This is a genomic window from Ferrimonas futtsuensis DSM 18154, assembly GCF_000422645.1.
In the GTDB taxonomy this organism is placed as follows: Bacteria; Pseudomonadota; Gammaproteobacteria; order Enterobacterales; family Shewanellaceae; genus Ferrimonas; species Ferrimonas futtsuensis.
On record NZ_AUGL01000008.1, the window covers coordinates 181,185 to 194,195 of the forward strand.

General features: G+C 62.8%; 16 protein-coding genes. 8 read left to right on the top strand and 8 right to left on the bottom strand.

What is annotated here, in order from left to right:
- Positions 1-9 precede the first annotated feature (9 nt).
- Genes flhB through G505_RS0107065 form a run of 6 tightly spaced genes read right to left on the bottom strand, consistent with a single transcriptional unit; the run spans position 10 to position 4,091 of the window.
- The gene (flhB, locus tag G505_RS0107040; protein WP_028108934.1) at positions 10-1,140 is read right to left on the bottom strand and encodes a flagellar type III secretion system protein FlhB; all 1,131 of its coding nucleotides are present in this window, start codon (positions 1,138-1,140) and stop codon (positions 10-12) included.
- Positions 1,137-1,916: a flagellar biosynthetic protein FliR gene (gene fliR / locus G505_RS0107045; protein WP_028108935.1), complete on the bottom strand. Its 780-nt coding sequence runs from the start codon at positions 1,914-1,916 to the stop codon at positions 1,137-1,139. The genes flhB and fliR overlap by 4 nt, the downstream gene beginning before the upstream one ends.
- A 3-nt stretch (positions 1,917-1,919) precedes the next feature.
- Positions 1,920-2,189 carry a flagellar biosynthetic protein FliQ gene (locus tag G505_RS0107050; RefSeq protein WP_028108936.1) on the bottom strand — a complete coding sequence of 90 codons (270 nt, stop codon included), beginning with the start codon at positions 2,187-2,189 and terminating at the stop codon, positions 1,920-1,922.
- Between the two features lie 4 nt (positions 2,190-2,193).
- On the bottom strand, positions 2,194-2,928 hold the full coding sequence (fliP, locus tag G505_RS0107055; RefSeq protein ID WP_028108937.1) for a flagellar type III secretion system pore protein FliP: 735 nt from the start codon (positions 2,926-2,928) through the stop codon (positions 2,194-2,196).
- Positions 2,921-3,283 (bottom strand): FliM/FliN family flagellar motor switch protein, encoded by a 363-nt coding sequence (locus G505_RS0107060; protein WP_028108938.1) that lies wholly within the window; start codon positions 3,281-3,283, stop codon positions 2,921-2,923. The genes fliP and G505_RS0107060 overlap by 8 nt, the downstream gene beginning before the upstream one ends.
- 1 nt (position 3,284) lies before the next feature.
- The gene (locus G505_RS0107065; protein WP_051215951.1) at positions 3,285-4,091 is read right to left on the bottom strand and encodes a FliM/FliN family flagellar motor switch protein; all 807 of its coding nucleotides are present in this window, start codon (positions 4,089-4,091) and stop codon (positions 3,285-3,287) included.
- A gap of 468 nt (positions 4,092-4,559) precedes the next feature.
- Here G505_RS0107065 and G505_RS20795 point away from each other — a divergent pair, with 468 nt between their 5' ends.
- Genes G505_RS20795 through G505_RS20800 form a run of 8 tightly spaced genes read left to right on the top strand, consistent with a single transcriptional unit; the run spans position 4,560 to position 12,208 of the window.
- Entirely contained in the window at positions 4,560-5,474 is a 915-nt protein-coding gene (locus G505_RS20795) for a MotY family protein (protein WP_051215952.1), read from the top strand.
- Entirely contained in the window at positions 5,471-6,778 is a 1,308-nt protein-coding gene (locus G505_RS0107075) for a sigma-54 interaction domain-containing protein (RefSeq protein WP_028108940.1), read from the top strand. The genes G505_RS20795 and G505_RS0107075 overlap by 4 nt, the downstream gene beginning before the upstream one ends.
- 16 nt (positions 6,779-6,794) lie before the next feature.
- Entirely contained in the window at positions 6,795-7,112 is a 318-nt protein-coding gene (gene fliE, locus G505_RS0107080) for a flagellar hook-basal body complex protein FliE (RefSeq protein ID WP_028108941.1), read from the top strand.
- A 9-nt stretch (positions 7,113-7,121) separates the two neighbouring features.
- Positions 7,122-8,765 (top strand): flagellar basal-body MS-ring/collar protein FliF, encoded by a 1,644-nt coding sequence (gene fliF / locus G505_RS0107085; RefSeq protein ID WP_028108942.1) that lies wholly within the window; start codon positions 7,122-7,124, stop codon positions 8,763-8,765.
- A 19-nt stretch (positions 8,766-8,784) separates the two neighbouring features.
- On the top strand, positions 8,785-9,771 hold the full coding sequence (locus G505_RS0107090) for a flagellar motor switch protein FliG (RefSeq protein ID WP_051215958.1): 987 nt from the start codon (positions 8,785-8,787) through the stop codon (positions 9,769-9,771).
- A complete protein-coding gene (fliH, locus tag G505_RS0107095; RefSeq protein WP_028108944.1) occupies positions 9,771-10,475 on the top strand; it encodes a flagellar assembly protein FliH in 705 nt (234 codons plus the stop codon). The genes G505_RS0107090 and fliH overlap by 1 nt, the downstream gene beginning before the upstream one ends.
- Positions 10,459-11,787 (top strand): FliI/YscN family ATPase, encoded by a 1,329-nt coding sequence (locus tag G505_RS0107100; RefSeq protein ID WP_028108945.1) that lies wholly within the window; start codon positions 10,459-10,461, stop codon positions 11,785-11,787. The genes fliH and G505_RS0107100 overlap by 17 nt, the downstream gene beginning before the upstream one ends.
- The gene (locus G505_RS20800) at positions 11,777-12,208 is read left to right on the top strand and encodes a flagellar FliJ family protein (RefSeq protein WP_051215953.1); all 432 of its coding nucleotides are present in this window, start codon (positions 11,777-11,779) and stop codon (positions 12,206-12,208) included. The genes G505_RS0107100 and G505_RS20800 overlap by 11 nt, the downstream gene beginning before the upstream one ends.
- Before the next feature lie 67 nt (positions 12,209-12,275).
- On the opposite strand, the gene G505_RS0107110 is transcribed toward G505_RS20800, so the two are convergent.
- The gene (locus tag G505_RS0107110; protein WP_028108946.1) at positions 12,276-12,722 is read right to left on the bottom strand and encodes a flagellar protein FlgN; all 447 of its coding nucleotides are present in this window, start codon (positions 12,720-12,722) and stop codon (positions 12,276-12,278) included.
- Positions 12,719-13,000, bottom strand: a complete 282-nt coding sequence (gene flgM, locus G505_RS0107115) for a flagellar biosynthesis anti-sigma factor FlgM (protein WP_028108947.1) — start codon at positions 12,998-13,000, stop codon at positions 12,719-12,721. The genes G505_RS0107110 and flgM overlap by 4 nt, the downstream gene beginning before the upstream one ends.
- Positions 13,001-13,011: the final 11 nt, after the last annotated feature.

A 13,011-nucleotide genomic window follows, 5' to 3' on the forward strand; every position in this document is an offset into this window, starting at 1 on the left:
CGGTTATCCTCAATCGTGACGCAGGTGTTGGGGAATGTGGAACTGGGGCAGGGGGGCGGGGCGCCCCTGCTTGCCACGTCGGTGGGCCTTGAGCTGCAGCACATAGCTGAGTACATGGGCAATGGCGTGGTAGAGCTGGGCCGGAATCTGCTGCTCCACCTGGGTAGAGTGGTAGATGGCCCGGGTCAGAGGGGGCGCGCTGACCACCTCCAGCTCGTATTTGGGTGCCAGGGAGCGCATGTAGAGGGCGACCTCGTCGACCCCTTTGGCCAGCACGTAGGGGGCATCGGCCTTTTCCGGCTCATATTTGAGCGCCACCGCATAGTGGCTGGGGTTTATCAGCAGCACGTCCGCCTGGGGCAGCGCCACTTCGGCGCGGCTGCGGGCCATCTTCTGTTGCAGCTGGCGGATGCGGGATTTGACCTCCGGCTTGCCCTCCTGCTGCTTGTGCTCATCCTTGATCTCCTGCTTGCTCATCTTCAGTTTTCGCTTGTGACTCCAGGCCTGGTACGGCAGGTCGATCACCCCCACGATGGCGACGGCGCCCGCCAGCCAGTAGAGGCCGGTAACCAGCAGGTCGGACGCCCGCTCCAGGGCCAGCGGCAGCGGCTGCTGGGCCAGTTTGGGCAGGGTGATCCACACCTGGCGCAGGTAGATCAGCATGGTGCCGGCGATCAGCGCCACCTTGAGGATCGACTTGCCCAGCTCTGCCAGGGCGTTCAGCGAGAACAGCCGGCCGAAGCCGGCGATCAGGCTGATGCGGCTGAGTTTGAATCCGGCGTTGCCCAGGTTGAGCAGGGGGCCTTCGGGCAGGGAGGCCGCCGCCGCGGTCAGCAGATAGAGACCGGCCAACAGCGGCACCAGGCTCTGCAGCAGCATCAGCAGGGTCAGCCCCAGGTGCTGCTGCATCATGCCGGGCACCGCCAGGGCGGCCCGGCTGACGGAAAAGTTGTTGGCCCCCACCCCCTGAACGAAACTGGCCAGGTAACCACTGCCGCTGTCCAGCAGGGTGGCGGCCCCCAGCAGCAACACGGCGCTGGCAAAGTCCTTGGATCGGGCAACCTGGCCCTGCTCCCGGGCTTTTCGCAGCCGGTTGGCCGTGGGTTGTTCGGTTTTGTCGCCGGACTGCTCATTGCTCATGGCGTCCCCCCAATGGCTTGCAGCATGACCCGCAAGGCATCACTGGTCAGCTGCGCGTACAGGCCGGGGAGGCCGGTGAACACCAACAGCAGGCACACCAGACCCATCATCATCGACATGGGAAAGCCCAGGGCGAAGACGTTGAGGCTGGGGGCGGCCCGGCTGAGGACGCCAAAGGTGAGGTTGACCAGCAGCATGGCGGTGACCGCCGGTACCGCCAGGGTAAGGGCGGAAGCAAAGATCCAGCCAAACCTCAGGGCCAGCATCTCCATGGGCAGGTTGAAAATGCCGCTGCCCACCGGCCACAGGGTGAAGCTGTCCACCAGGATGCCCAGGGCCACCAGATGTCCCTCCAGGGCCAGGAACATCAGGATGCCGTAGAGCATCAGCAACTGGCTGACGATGGCCTGGCTCATGCCGTTGACCGGATCATTCATGATTGCCATGGAGAGGCCCATCTGCATGGAGACCACAGAGCCGAGCACGGTGAGCACATGGATCAGCAGCAGCAGGGGAAACGCCAGCAGCATGCCGGTGAGGATCTGCTCGGCGGCCAGCAGCACCGCGGTGAGCGAGGCGGCGTCCACTTGGGGCGGCGCGGGCACCATGGGAGCCATCACCACAGACAGCACCAGGGCCAGCAGGACTTTGGCGCGGATGGTGATGTGGGCGCTGGAGAACATGGGCATCATGCTGAAGGCGCCCATCAGCCGGCAGAAGGGCCACCAGATGTGGCCCAGTAGGCTGCCCAGTTCGGCGCTGGTCAGGGTCAGCATGGGCTAGCCGATGAGGTAGGGGATGTCATTGAACAGACGCTGAAACAGGTCCATCACCTGTTGCAGCAACCAGTGGCCGGCAAACAGCACCATCAGCAGGGTCATGATCAGCTTGGGCAGGAAGCTCAGGGTCTGTTCATTGACCTGGGTGGCGGCCTGAAACACCGCGATGACGATCCCCAGGGCCAGGCCGGGGAGAATCAATACCGCCACCATATTGACCACCAGTAATACGGCGTCGGCAAACAGGGTGCTGAGTACTTGAGTATCCATGAGGCTATCCGAAACTCGCGGCCAGGGTGCCCACCGTCATGCTCCAGCCATCCACCAGCACAAACACCATCAGCTTGAACGGCAGGGAGATGATCAGCGGCGACAGCATCATCATCCCCATGGACATCAGCACACTGGCGACCACCAGATCGATGACCAGGAAGGGGAGAAACAGCAGAAAGCCGATTTGGAACGCGGTCTTGAGCTCACTGAGCACGAAGGCGGGCATCAGGGTCAGGAAGGGCACCTGGTCCGGGGTCAGATCCAGAGAATCGCCGGAGATGCGCATCATCTGTTCCAGGTCCGACTCCCGGGTCTGGGCCAGCATGAAGGCGCGCAGCGGTACTTCGGCCCGGCTGGCGGCCTCCACCAGATTGATCTCGCCGCCGTCATAGGGCTGCACCGCGTCGGCGTAGATCTGCTCGCCCACCGGTCGCATGATAAACAGGGTCAGGATCAGGGCGATCCCCAGCAGCACCTTGTTGGGGGGGCTCTGTTGCAAGCCCAGTGCCTGGCGAAGTACCGCCAGCACCACAATGATTCGGGTGAAGCTGGTGGTCATCAGCAGCAGCGCCGGCAGCAGGCTGATGGCGGTCATCAGCGCCAGGATCTCCAGCTTGATGTTGACTGCCTGGGACTGGTCACCGTCATCCAGCGTCAGCAGGGTCAGGCCCTCAGCACTGGCGGCAAAGGGCAGGAGCAACAGCAGCAGGGGCCAGAAGCGGGCCAGCTTAGCCATCGTAGCCGCCGGAGACCTTGGTATTTTCCACCTCCAGCAGGCGAACGCCATAGCGGCCATTGACTTCAACCACCTCACCACGCCCCAACAGGGCGCCGTTGACGCGCAGATCCAGGGGTTCACCCACCATGCGGTCCAGGGTGATCACGTCCCCCTCTCCCAGGGTGGTCAGTTCTCCCAGGGTCATCTCGGCACTGGCCAGCTCCAACGAGACCTGGACGGGCAACTGCTGAAAGAAGCCCATGTCTTTCTTGGACCGGGATTGAGGGGCCGCAGAGGCGGTCGCCGTCGGCACCTCCTCCTCCAGCAGATCATCCAACAACAGGTCATCATCCAGCAGGTTGTCATCAACCACGTTAGTACTCCTCGGCTTTATGGGCATCCTGGTTGAGCTTGGCCACCAGTTTGCCGTCTTGGGCATGCACGCTGGCATAGAACTGGGTGCGGCCACCTATGGTGACCGGGCAGCGGGCGTGCAGATGGATGGGCAGAATATCGCCCTGTTTTAATTCGTTGAGTGTCTGGACCGGTACCGCCTTGCGGGCCAGTTCCACCCGGGCCTGTACCGGGATCTGGGTCATGCGTTGTTTGACCTTGGACATCAGCTCAGGATCGGCCTTGTGCTCGGTGCGCTGCTCAGACAGGGAGCCGAGCAGGGCTTCACTGACATAGAAACGGATGGGCTCGAAGGGGTGGCTCCTGGGCCACTCGAAGCGCCAGCACGCGGGCGACTGAATGCCATCCAGGCTGGGCACCACCTCCAGGTCCAGCTCTTCCATGGAGAGTCGGGTCTTGGGCAGTGTCTCCAGGCTGGTCTCGACGATACGGTGAGCCAGACGCAATTCGGAGTGGCTGATGGGGCGCAGGGGGCTGACCAGTCGTTGACTGGCGCCGCCATAATAGCTGCTGGCCAACTGATCCAGAGTGCAGCGGTCGATGGCCAGCCAGGCCAGGGCGGTTCGCCCATGGCTGAGGACAAAACAGGCATTGCCCTGATCCGCGGGCAGGGGCTGCTCGTCCAACCGGACCCGGATCGGGGTGGCCTGACCAAGGCGCATCAGGGGCTTGAAGATCTGCAGCACGGCGTCCAGCATCTGGCTGTAACCCAGCTCAAGCTGGCGAAGCAGGCGGCTGCGAGCCAGTTTTTCCTGGACCAAAACCACAGGTCTTACCGTTGCATCAGTGTCACCAGCGAATAGTTTTGCTTTTGCTGTTGTCTTCATTATGAACTGTTCTTTAATTGAGCTTAAATTCGTAAAACCCTGCTGCCACTAGACCTGGCCTGGGTGTAAAACGCTGTCCAATATGATTGGTGCGCAATATATCGATCTATCGTGTGGACACGGTTTAAATTTAATTCTTCACTCTTGAATGATATTTAGAACCTCAGTCAATTATCTGACAAAGTCAAAAATACGTTGTTCAAGTTATGCGTGTTATTCACGGCGATGGCTACCATATCAGTGGTTTGCGGGGTGTTCAATGGGATTTTGCGAAAAATGAATCTTACTGATTGGCGGGAAGAAAAATATAAATCCAAACTTGATTTTCTGGGTGGAAAAATAATAGTCTGTCAATTCTTAAAAATTCGCCCAGTGGCTATAATGTCTAGTTTTGTAAATAAGGTATTTTTGACGGCTGTCGTTTTTCCGGCGCTGGCCAATGCTGCGGTGGTTAAATTTGATACCCCGCTGGAAAGAGCTGGGTGGAAATTTGACGGTGACAAATTTCAGTGTCGCCTCATACATGAAGTCGATCATTTCGGCCGATTTGTATTAAGCCGTCACGCCGGTCACTCACTCTCTCTGGCGCTGGAATCAGATTGGCTCCCAGAGCAGGGCATCGATGCCAGATTCAGTCTTCAGAAGCCGGGCTGGCAACCCTCCTCTCCCGATGCCGGACATCACTATCCTGCCCATTGGCAACAGAGCCAAGCCAGACTGGTTGGGGCGGGCGAGCCCTTCCTTCAGGCTCTGGAACTGGGCTGGAACTGGCAGGTGGTGCTGAGCGACTCGCAGGGACAGCAATGGCAGGTGTCCAGTGCCAATGTTCAGGGGCAGCCTGCCGCTCTGGCGATGCGCCAATGCCTGAAGCAACTGTTGCCCGTCTCCTATGAGCAGGTGAGACGACTGGAGATCCCTTATCCCAGCGGCGCTGTGGAACCGGCTTCCGGCGCCGCAGACAGCATCGATGCCGCTGCCGCTTATGTGCAGGCAGACAGCCGCATCCGCAAGGTGCTGGTGGATGGTCACAGCGACAGCGATGGTGACAGCCTGGCCAACCTGGTGCTGAGCCGCACCCGGGCCGATGAGATCGCAGCCCGGTTGGTGGCGGCGGGTGTACCTGCGGCAAAGATAGAGATTCGAGGCCATGGGGAGCGTTTCCCCCTGGTCAGTAATGGCAGTGCCACCGGACGCGCCAAGAACCGCAGGGTTACCATTCGCCTGGTGATGGCCGGTGATGACCTGCCGCCCTCGCAGGCGGAGGCGCCGGACATGAGCAGCACCCTGCCAAAAACACTCAATGCTCAGGAGAGCGGAGAATGAGCGATTATTCCATTCGAATCGCCGGGTTCGAACTCAGCGGGTGCGACCGGGCTCAGTTGGATCTTCAAGGGTTTAACCTGCTGGATATCGACAGCCGCAAACCCGCCTGGCTGACCCTGGTCGGCTTGCAGGGATGCGCTCCCGAGCAGGTCAGCCAGAAGATGGCCGAGGTGGCCGGCAGCATGAAAGTGGTGCTGGTCGATCCGGATGCCGGTGAGGTGGCCAGCGCGGCCCTGAGCTGCTGCGCCCAGGACTATCTGTTGGCCCCCCTGGATCTGGAGCAGTTGCACCGCCTGATTCGCCGGCTGATCACCATCGAAAGCAGCCGTGCGGATCTGGTGGCGGAAGCTCCGGCCAGCCGCCAGCTGCTGATGCTGGCGCATCGCGCCGCCTCCACCGAGGCCAGTGTGCTGCTCTCCGGGGAGAGTGGTACCGGGAAGGAGCAACTGGCTCGCTACATTCACCGCCACTCAGCCCGGGCGGACAAGCCCTTTGTGGCGGTCAACTGCGCCGCCATTCCGGAATCGATGCTGGAGTCGGTGCTGTTTGGTCATGCCAAGGGCGCCTTTACCGGTGCCCATGCGGACAAGGCGGGCAAGTTCGAGTTGGCCAACGGCGGCACCCTGCTTCTGGATGAGATTGGTGAGATGCCGCTGATGCTGCAAGCCAAGCTGCTCAGGGTGTTGCAGGAGCGGGAGGTGGAACGCCTGGGGTGTCACAAGCCCATCAACCTGGATATCCGCATCATCGCCGCCAGCAACAAGGACCTTCGAAAAGAGGTGAGTGAGAGCAATTTCCGTGAGGATCTCTTCTACCGCCTGGATGTACTGCCTCTGCTCCTGCCCCCTTTGCGGGACCGCCGCGAGGATATCCTGCCCCTGGCGGATCACCTGCTGGAACGCCACAACCACCTTGCGGGGGATGACAGCTGCTACTTCAGCGAAGCCGCTCGCGCCGCGCTGCTGGCCCATGACTGGCCGGGGAATGTCCGAGAGCTGGACAACTGCGTACAGCGGGCGCTGGTGATGCGCCGTGGCACCGCCCTGCAGGCCCTGGAGCTTGGGTTGCCCCAGCAGCAGGTGATGCCAGCGAGCTGTGCCGCCGGCCAGGGGTTGAAGGCCTCCAAGCAGCAGGCGGAGTTCCAGTACATCATCGACACCCTGAAGCGGTTCGGCGGCCATCGTAGCCGCAGCGCCGAGACCCTGGGGATGACCACCAGGGCGCTGCGTTACAAGATGGCGCAGATGCGGGAAGCGGGCATCGACGTCGATGCCATTATCAAAAGCGCCGAATGTGCCGCATAGAGGAAGCTGAGCAATCATGAGCATTAATACCGAGCAATCGATGCTGGCGACCCTGGCCCTGCAGAAGGACCAGGCGGCGGGCATCATCCGGCCGGCCGAGGATCAGGCCGAGGCCGCCAGCTTCTCTGAGCTGATGAAGCAGAAGGTCGTGTCAGTCAATGCCGACCAGAACCTGTCGTCCGCCCGCACCGCTGCGGTGGAAACCGGGGAAAGCGACGATCTGGTGGGCGCCATGGTGGCGTCCCAGAAAGCCAGCCTCTCATTCAGCGCCATGGTGCAGATTCGCAACCGTCTGGTGGCCGCGCTGGACGAGATCATGAAGATGCCTATCTAGGGGAGCACTATGTCGACCGTATTATCCCAAGCCGCTCAACCCCTGGGGTCTCTGGAAGGCGTTCGCAGCGTCTGGCGGCGCTTTATCCGTTCAGAAGGCGGCCAGGGCCAGGTGTTGCTGGTGTCGGTGCTGGCGGTGATCGCCGCCACCGTCATCGTCCTGGTGCTGTGGAAGTCCGGGGGCAACCTGCGCCCCCTGTACGGCAACCAGGAGGGGTACGACAGTGCCCAGATCATCGAGGTGCTGGAGTCCGAAGGGATCGATTACCAGATTGACCGGGGTACCGGCCAATTGCTGGTGGATCACGATCAGGTGGGGGCGGTACGCATGGTGCTGGCGGCGCGCGGCATCCAGGCTCAGCTGCCCAGCGGCCTGGACAACCTCGACAGTGACGTGACCACCAGCCAGTTTATGGAGCAGGCCAGATACCGCCATGGTCTGGAGGGGGAGATGGCTCGCACCATCATGGCCATGGATCCGGTAAAGGCCGCCCGGGTTCACCTGGCGATCCCCAAGCGCACCCTGTTTGTGCGTAAGCAGGATGCCCAGACCTCGGCGTCGGTGATGGTGGATCTGCAGCCGGGCAAAACCCTGAGCCCGGGTCAGGTGGCCGCCGTGGTCAACCTGGTGGCGGGCAGTGTGCCCGGACTCAGCCCCAAGCGGGTGCAACTGGTGAATCAGCGTGGTGAACTGCTGGCGGGGGATGAGGCCATGGGCCACAACGCCAGCGGCTTGAGCGCCCAGCAGGTGGCGTACAGCCGAACCCTGGAGCAGCAGCTGATCCAGCGGGCAGAAAGCATGCTGCTGCCGGTACTGGGCCCTCAGCAATACCGGGTGCAGCTCTCCGCCGACATCAACTTCGATCAGGTGGAGGAGACTCAGGAGAGTGTCGATCCCAGTGTGGTGCTGCTGCAGGAGAAGGTGCGCAGCAACCAGAACAACGGCTCCCTGGCCCTGGGGATCCCCGGCGCACTCTCGAATCAGCCTCCGGCCCAGCAGGGGGAGCAGCCCTCAAATCAGTCCAGTACCCTGAGTGAGGAGTCCAGCCGCAACTTCGAGGCGGGGCGCTCGGTGCGCCACACCAAGTATCAACAGGCGCAACTGAAGCAGCTGTCCGTCTCCGTTCTGGTGAATCAGCGATCCGAGGGGGAGCAGCCCTGGACCCAGGCTCAGCAGGACCAGATGGCCCAGATGGTGCGTGATGCCATCGGATTCGATGCCAATCGCGGTGATCAGTTTTCCCTGTCGGTGTTCCCTTTTGCGGTGGTGACCGAGACGCCGGTGGAACCGATGCCCTGGTGGCAACTTCCTGAGTACGCGCAGTATTTCCGCTATCTGGTGGGCGGCTTAGTGGGTCTGTGCCTGATCTTCTTCGTGCTGCGTCCCATGGTGAGTCACCTGATCAAGGTGGAGCGGATGCCCAAGGAGGCGCCGCCGCTTGCCGTCGCCGACAACCCGCCAGAGCTGGCACCGCCGCCGCAGGCCGAGCCTGAGCATCAGGGGCTGAGCAGTGCCATCGTCGCCCTGGGGCTGCCGGAACCCGGCTCACCCCTGACCGTACAGTTGGAGCACCTTGGCATGCTGGCCAAGGAGGAACCGGCCCGGGTGGCCGAAGTGATCTCCCAGTGGATTGGAGCAGAGAAACGTGACTAATGCCCTGAAATCGTCCCAGATGGACAATATGGAGCAGGCAGCCATGCTGCTGCTGAGCATGGGCGAGGAGGGGGCCGCCAAGGTGCTGGCCCACCTGGACCGCAGCGACGTGCAGCGCCTCAGCCACAAGATGGCCCGTTTGAGCCACATCTCCCATGAGGAGGCCGGCGGCGTGTTGAGCCGCTTCTTCGATGCCTACCGGGACCAGTCCGGCATTGCCCGGGCTTCCCGCGGTTATCTGCAGCGCACCCTGGACATCGCCCTGGGTGACCGGGTGGCCAAGGGACTCATCGACAACATCTATGGTGACGAGATCCAGACCCTGGTGCGTCGCCTGGAATGGGTGGATCCCAAACTGCTGGCCCATGAGATCACCCATGAACACAGCCAGCTTCAGGCGGTGCTGCTGGGGTTGCTGCCCGCAGAGAACGCCTCCCTGGTTCTGCAGCACCTGCCGGGGCACTGCCACGATGAAGTGTTGCTTCGTATTGCCGCCCTGGGTGAGCTGGACCGGGACGTGGTGGAGGAGCTGCGTCAGCTGGTGGAGCGCTGCGTGGCCATCGCCATGGAGAAGAGCCATACCCAGGTGGCCGGGGTGAAGCAGGTGGCGGACATCCTCAATCGCTATGAGGGGGACAGGGAACAGCTGATGTCGGTGCTCAGACTGCACGATCAGACCCTGGCTACCCAGGTGGAGGACAACATGTTCGACTTCATCATCCTGGGTCGCCAGAAGGACGACACCCTGCAGAAACTGCTGGCCGAAGTGGATCCGGAAACCCTGGCCATCTCCCTCAAAGGGGTGGACTCCAATCTCAAAAAGGCGGTGCTCGGTGCCCTGCCCAAGCGGATGTCCTCCTCCATTGAGACCCGGATGGAAGCGATCGGCGCCGTGGCCCTCTCCAGGGCAGACCTGGCCCGCGCCGAGGTGATGGAGAAAGCTAAGAGCATGATGGAAGCCAAGGAGCTGGAACTGCAACTCTTCGAAGAGCCGGTGGTGGAATAATGAGTCAACAGCATTGGAACACCCCATCCAGTCGGGTACGCCTTTACCATTTTCCGCCCCTGGGTTCCCAGGGGGGAGACAGTGCCCCAACCCCAACGGGCGCCGATTATCAGCGTGCGGTGGAGCAGGGGTATCAGGAGGGGATGGAGCAGGGCCGCGAGGCCGGTTACCAGGAGGGCCTGGAGGCAGGGCGCCAGCATGGCGTTTCCCAGGGTGTGGAAGAGGGCCGTACCCAGGGCCAGGCTCAGGCCCACCAGGAGATGGAGCAGCGCCTGGCCCCAATGATAGCCCCGCTGACGGCGCTGCAGCAGCTGCTGCGCGAAGGCCACGAGCAGCAACTTAGGGGGCAGCAGGAGCTGATCCTGGAGCTGGTCAAGCGGGTGGCCGAGCAGGTGGTACGCTGCGAACTGACTCTGCACCCTCAGCAGATCATGAGTCTCATCGATGAGACCCTAGCCGCCCTGCCCGATGGCCGCACCAACCCGGTGATCCACCTGGAACCCGGTGTGCTCTCTACCCTCACCGAGGTGGCGGCAGATCAGGTGGCACAGTGGCAGCTCAAGGCAGACCCCACCCTGGGCATCGGCGATGTCCGGGTGGTGACCAACGAGTGTGAGGCGGACGCCTCCACCGCCACCCGACTGGATGCCTGCATGGAGCAGGTGGCCAAGCACCTGGTGGATGACCATGGCCAGGGTGCTTAACCTCGCCTGTCACCCCAAGGTACCGGTTGCCACCATCTATGGCAGACTGATTCGGGTCAACGGACTGATGCTGGAAGCGGTTGGTTGCCAGCTGGGTACCGGCGATCGCTGTCTGCTGGGCTGTCGCGATGGCAGTGAGGTGGAAGCCGAGGTGGTGGGCTTCGAGGGCGCCACCCTGCTGCTGATGCCGCTGCACCCCACTTCCGGCTTGATGCCGGGGGCCCGGGTGCGGCCACTCTCCGGCCCCGCTACCGTCCCCGTGGGCCCAGGCTTGCTGGGACGGGTACTCGATGGCAGCGGCAACCCCATCGACGGCCAGGGTCCCCTGCGTCACTGCACTGCTCAGCCCACCCATCTTAACGTGCCCAACCCCCTGCTGCGCCGCCCCATCGCCGGCCAGCTGGATGTGGGGGTTCGCGCCCTCAACAGCCTGTTGCCCATCGGCAAAGGCCAGCGTCTGGGCCTCTTTGCCGGCTCCGGCGTGGGCAAGTCGGTACTCCTGGGGATGATGACCCGCTACACCCAGGCGGATGTGGTGGTGGTGGGCCTCATCGGTGAGCGGGGCCGGGAAGTTCGCGAGTTTCTCGACCATGCCCTGGGTGAGGCGGGCCGTCGCCGTGCGGTGGTGATCGCCGCGCCGGCAGACACCACGCCGCTGATGCGCCTTCGGGCCGCCCGCCTGTGCCACCAGGTCGCCACCGGATTCCGCGATCAGGGACAGGATGTGCTGCTGCTGATGGACTCCCTGACCCGTTACGCCCAGGCCCAGAGGGAGATTGGCCTCAGCCTGGGTGAGCCGCCGGCGACCCGGGGGTATCCGCCTTCGGCCTTTTCCACTCTGCCCTCGCTGGTGGAGATGGCGGGCAATGGTGAGCACCCCAGTGGCAGCCTGAGCGCCCTCTATACGGTGCTGGCGGAGGGAGACGACCAGCAGGATCCGGTGGCCGACGCCGCGCGGGCGATTCTGGACGGTCACATCGTCCTCAGCCGCGCCCTGGCCCAGCAGGGCCATTTCCCCGCCATCGACATCAACGCCTCGGCCAGTCGGGTCGCAGACCAGTTGCACAGCAAGGGGCAACTTCAGGCGTCGGCCCGGGTTCGCCGCTTGCTGGGGCGCTACCAGGAGGTGCGCGAACTGCTGCCCCTGGGGGGATATCAGCCTGGTCAGGATGCAGAGCTGGATCTGGCGGTGCGCAGTTATCCCACATTGGCGGGCTTCTTGCAGCAAGACCGAGACGAACGGGTCACCCTGGCGCAAAGTGAGGCGACCCTGGAGACAATGCTGGAGGAGATAGGCCAATATGGTGCGTAAGATACAGCTGCTGCGGGAGAAGCAGGAGCAGCAGATGGCCCAGCTGGGGCAGCAGAAACAGCGCAGCCAGCTTCGGCTGGCGCAACTGGAGCGCCGCCGTCAGGGGCTGGAGCAGGCCCTGGCCGCCAGCGGTGTGGCCCCTGAGGGGGGCAACGTCCTGAGCTGGCAGAACCGCAGCCATTACCGTGGGCAGCTGATTCCTGCGACCCAGAAGCTCGCCCTGGAGCAAGGGCTGGCGGAGCAGGAGCAGGGGCGGATCAGCCGGCTCTGGCAGCATGCCCTGGCCCGTCGCCAGGGGCTGGCCTGGCTCGAGGAGCAGCGCCATCAGCAGGGTTTGGCGCGGCGCAGCCGCACCGAGCAGCGTCAGCAGGATGAGGCGGGCGGCAGGATGGCCTGCTCGGCTCGAGGAGTCCGGCGCTAGGATGAGAATATGGCATTAAAAAAGGACCCTCAGGGTCCTTTTTTAATGCCTCTTTTGCCCGCTGTACTCAGGGGTGCAGCTGCCCATAGTCGTTTTCCAGGGCCTGGGCTTTCTGGGGATCGACCAGCCTATTGAGGGAGCGCTGCTGGGTATTGAGCAGGCGGCCATTGATGTCGTTCTGGGCCTTGCACTGATGCACCAGCTGCTGCAGCTGCTGCCACAACAGGCCGATCTTCTTGCCGCTGTCGCCGGGGATGGCGGACAGCAGCCGGTTCATCCCCTTATCGTCACCGGGAAGCCCGAGGGCGGCCAGCTGATCACAGCGACCCTGGGCTCGCTGGCGCAGCACCTGGCACAGCTCGTCCTGACGGCTGTTGTGCCTGGACAGGGCTTCGGTGTCGCGGCGTTCCAGCAGATCGTGCTGATGACGGATCAGACTCTTGAGCTGCTCATACTGCTTAACGTCCAGCTGAATCCCCTTGACCAGTTGACGGACCTGTTCGGCTCGGGTCACCGTTTGGACCCGTGCTGTTCCAGCATCGCTTCCGCGATCCGATTCAGGTCGATGGGGTACCCTTCGGTGGACAGTTCCGCCTGCAGGGCGGCGACCTTGTTTCGGTCGACGCTGTCCAGCTCATCCAGCTCCTTGCTGGCCTGGTTCAGCTGTTGCCACTGCTGGCTGACGGACTGGGACTGGTTCTCGCTCTGGTGTTTACTCACCGGGGCATTGCTGGTGTTGGCCTCCTGGTTTTGCAGGGAGACCAGCTGCTGGGATACCGGAGTAATTTCCATGGTGTTCTCTC

Coding starts and splice junctions, on each gene's coding strand:
- flhB (WP_028108934.1), bottom strand. CDS start 1,140: ATGAGCAATGAGCAGTCCGGCGACAAAACCGAACAACCCACGGCCAAC.
- fliR (WP_028108935.1), bottom strand. CDS start 1,916: ATGCTGACCCTGACCAGCGCCGAACTGGGCAGCCTACTGGGCCACATC.
- G505_RS0107050 (WP_028108936.1), bottom strand. CDS start 2,189: ATGGATACTCAAGTACTCAGCACCCTGTTTGCCGACGCCGTATTACTG.
- fliP (WP_028108937.1), bottom strand. CDS start 2,928: ATGGCTAAGCTGGCCCGCTTCTGGCCCCTGCTGCTGTTGCTCCTGCCC.
- G505_RS0107075 (WP_028108940.1), top strand. CDS start 5,471: ATGAGCGATTATTCCATTCGAATCGCCGGGTTCGAACTCAGCGGGTGC.
- fliE (WP_028108941.1), top strand. CDS start 6,795: ATGAGCATTAATACCGAGCAATCGATGCTGGCGACCCTGGCCCTGCAG.
- fliF (WP_028108942.1), top strand. CDS start 7,122: ATGTCGACCGTATTATCCCAAGCCGCTCAACCCCTGGGGTCTCTGGAA.
- G505_RS0107090 (WP_051215958.1), top strand. CDS start 8,785: ATGGACAATATGGAGCAGGCAGCCATGCTGCTGCTGAGCATGGGCGAG.
- fliH (WP_028108944.1), top strand. CDS start 9,771: ATGAGTCAACAGCATTGGAACACCCCATCCAGTCGGGTACGCCTTTAC.
- G505_RS0107100 (WP_028108945.1), top strand. CDS start 10,459: ATGGCCAGGGTGCTTAACCTCGCCTGTCACCCCAAGGTACCGGTTGCC.
- G505_RS20800 (WP_051215953.1), top strand. CDS start 11,777: ATGGTGCGTAAGATACAGCTGCTGCGGGAGAAGCAGGAGCAGCAGATG.
- flgM (WP_028108947.1), bottom strand. CDS start 13,000: ATGGAAATTACTCCGGTATCCCAGCAGCTGGTCTCCCTGCAAAACCAG.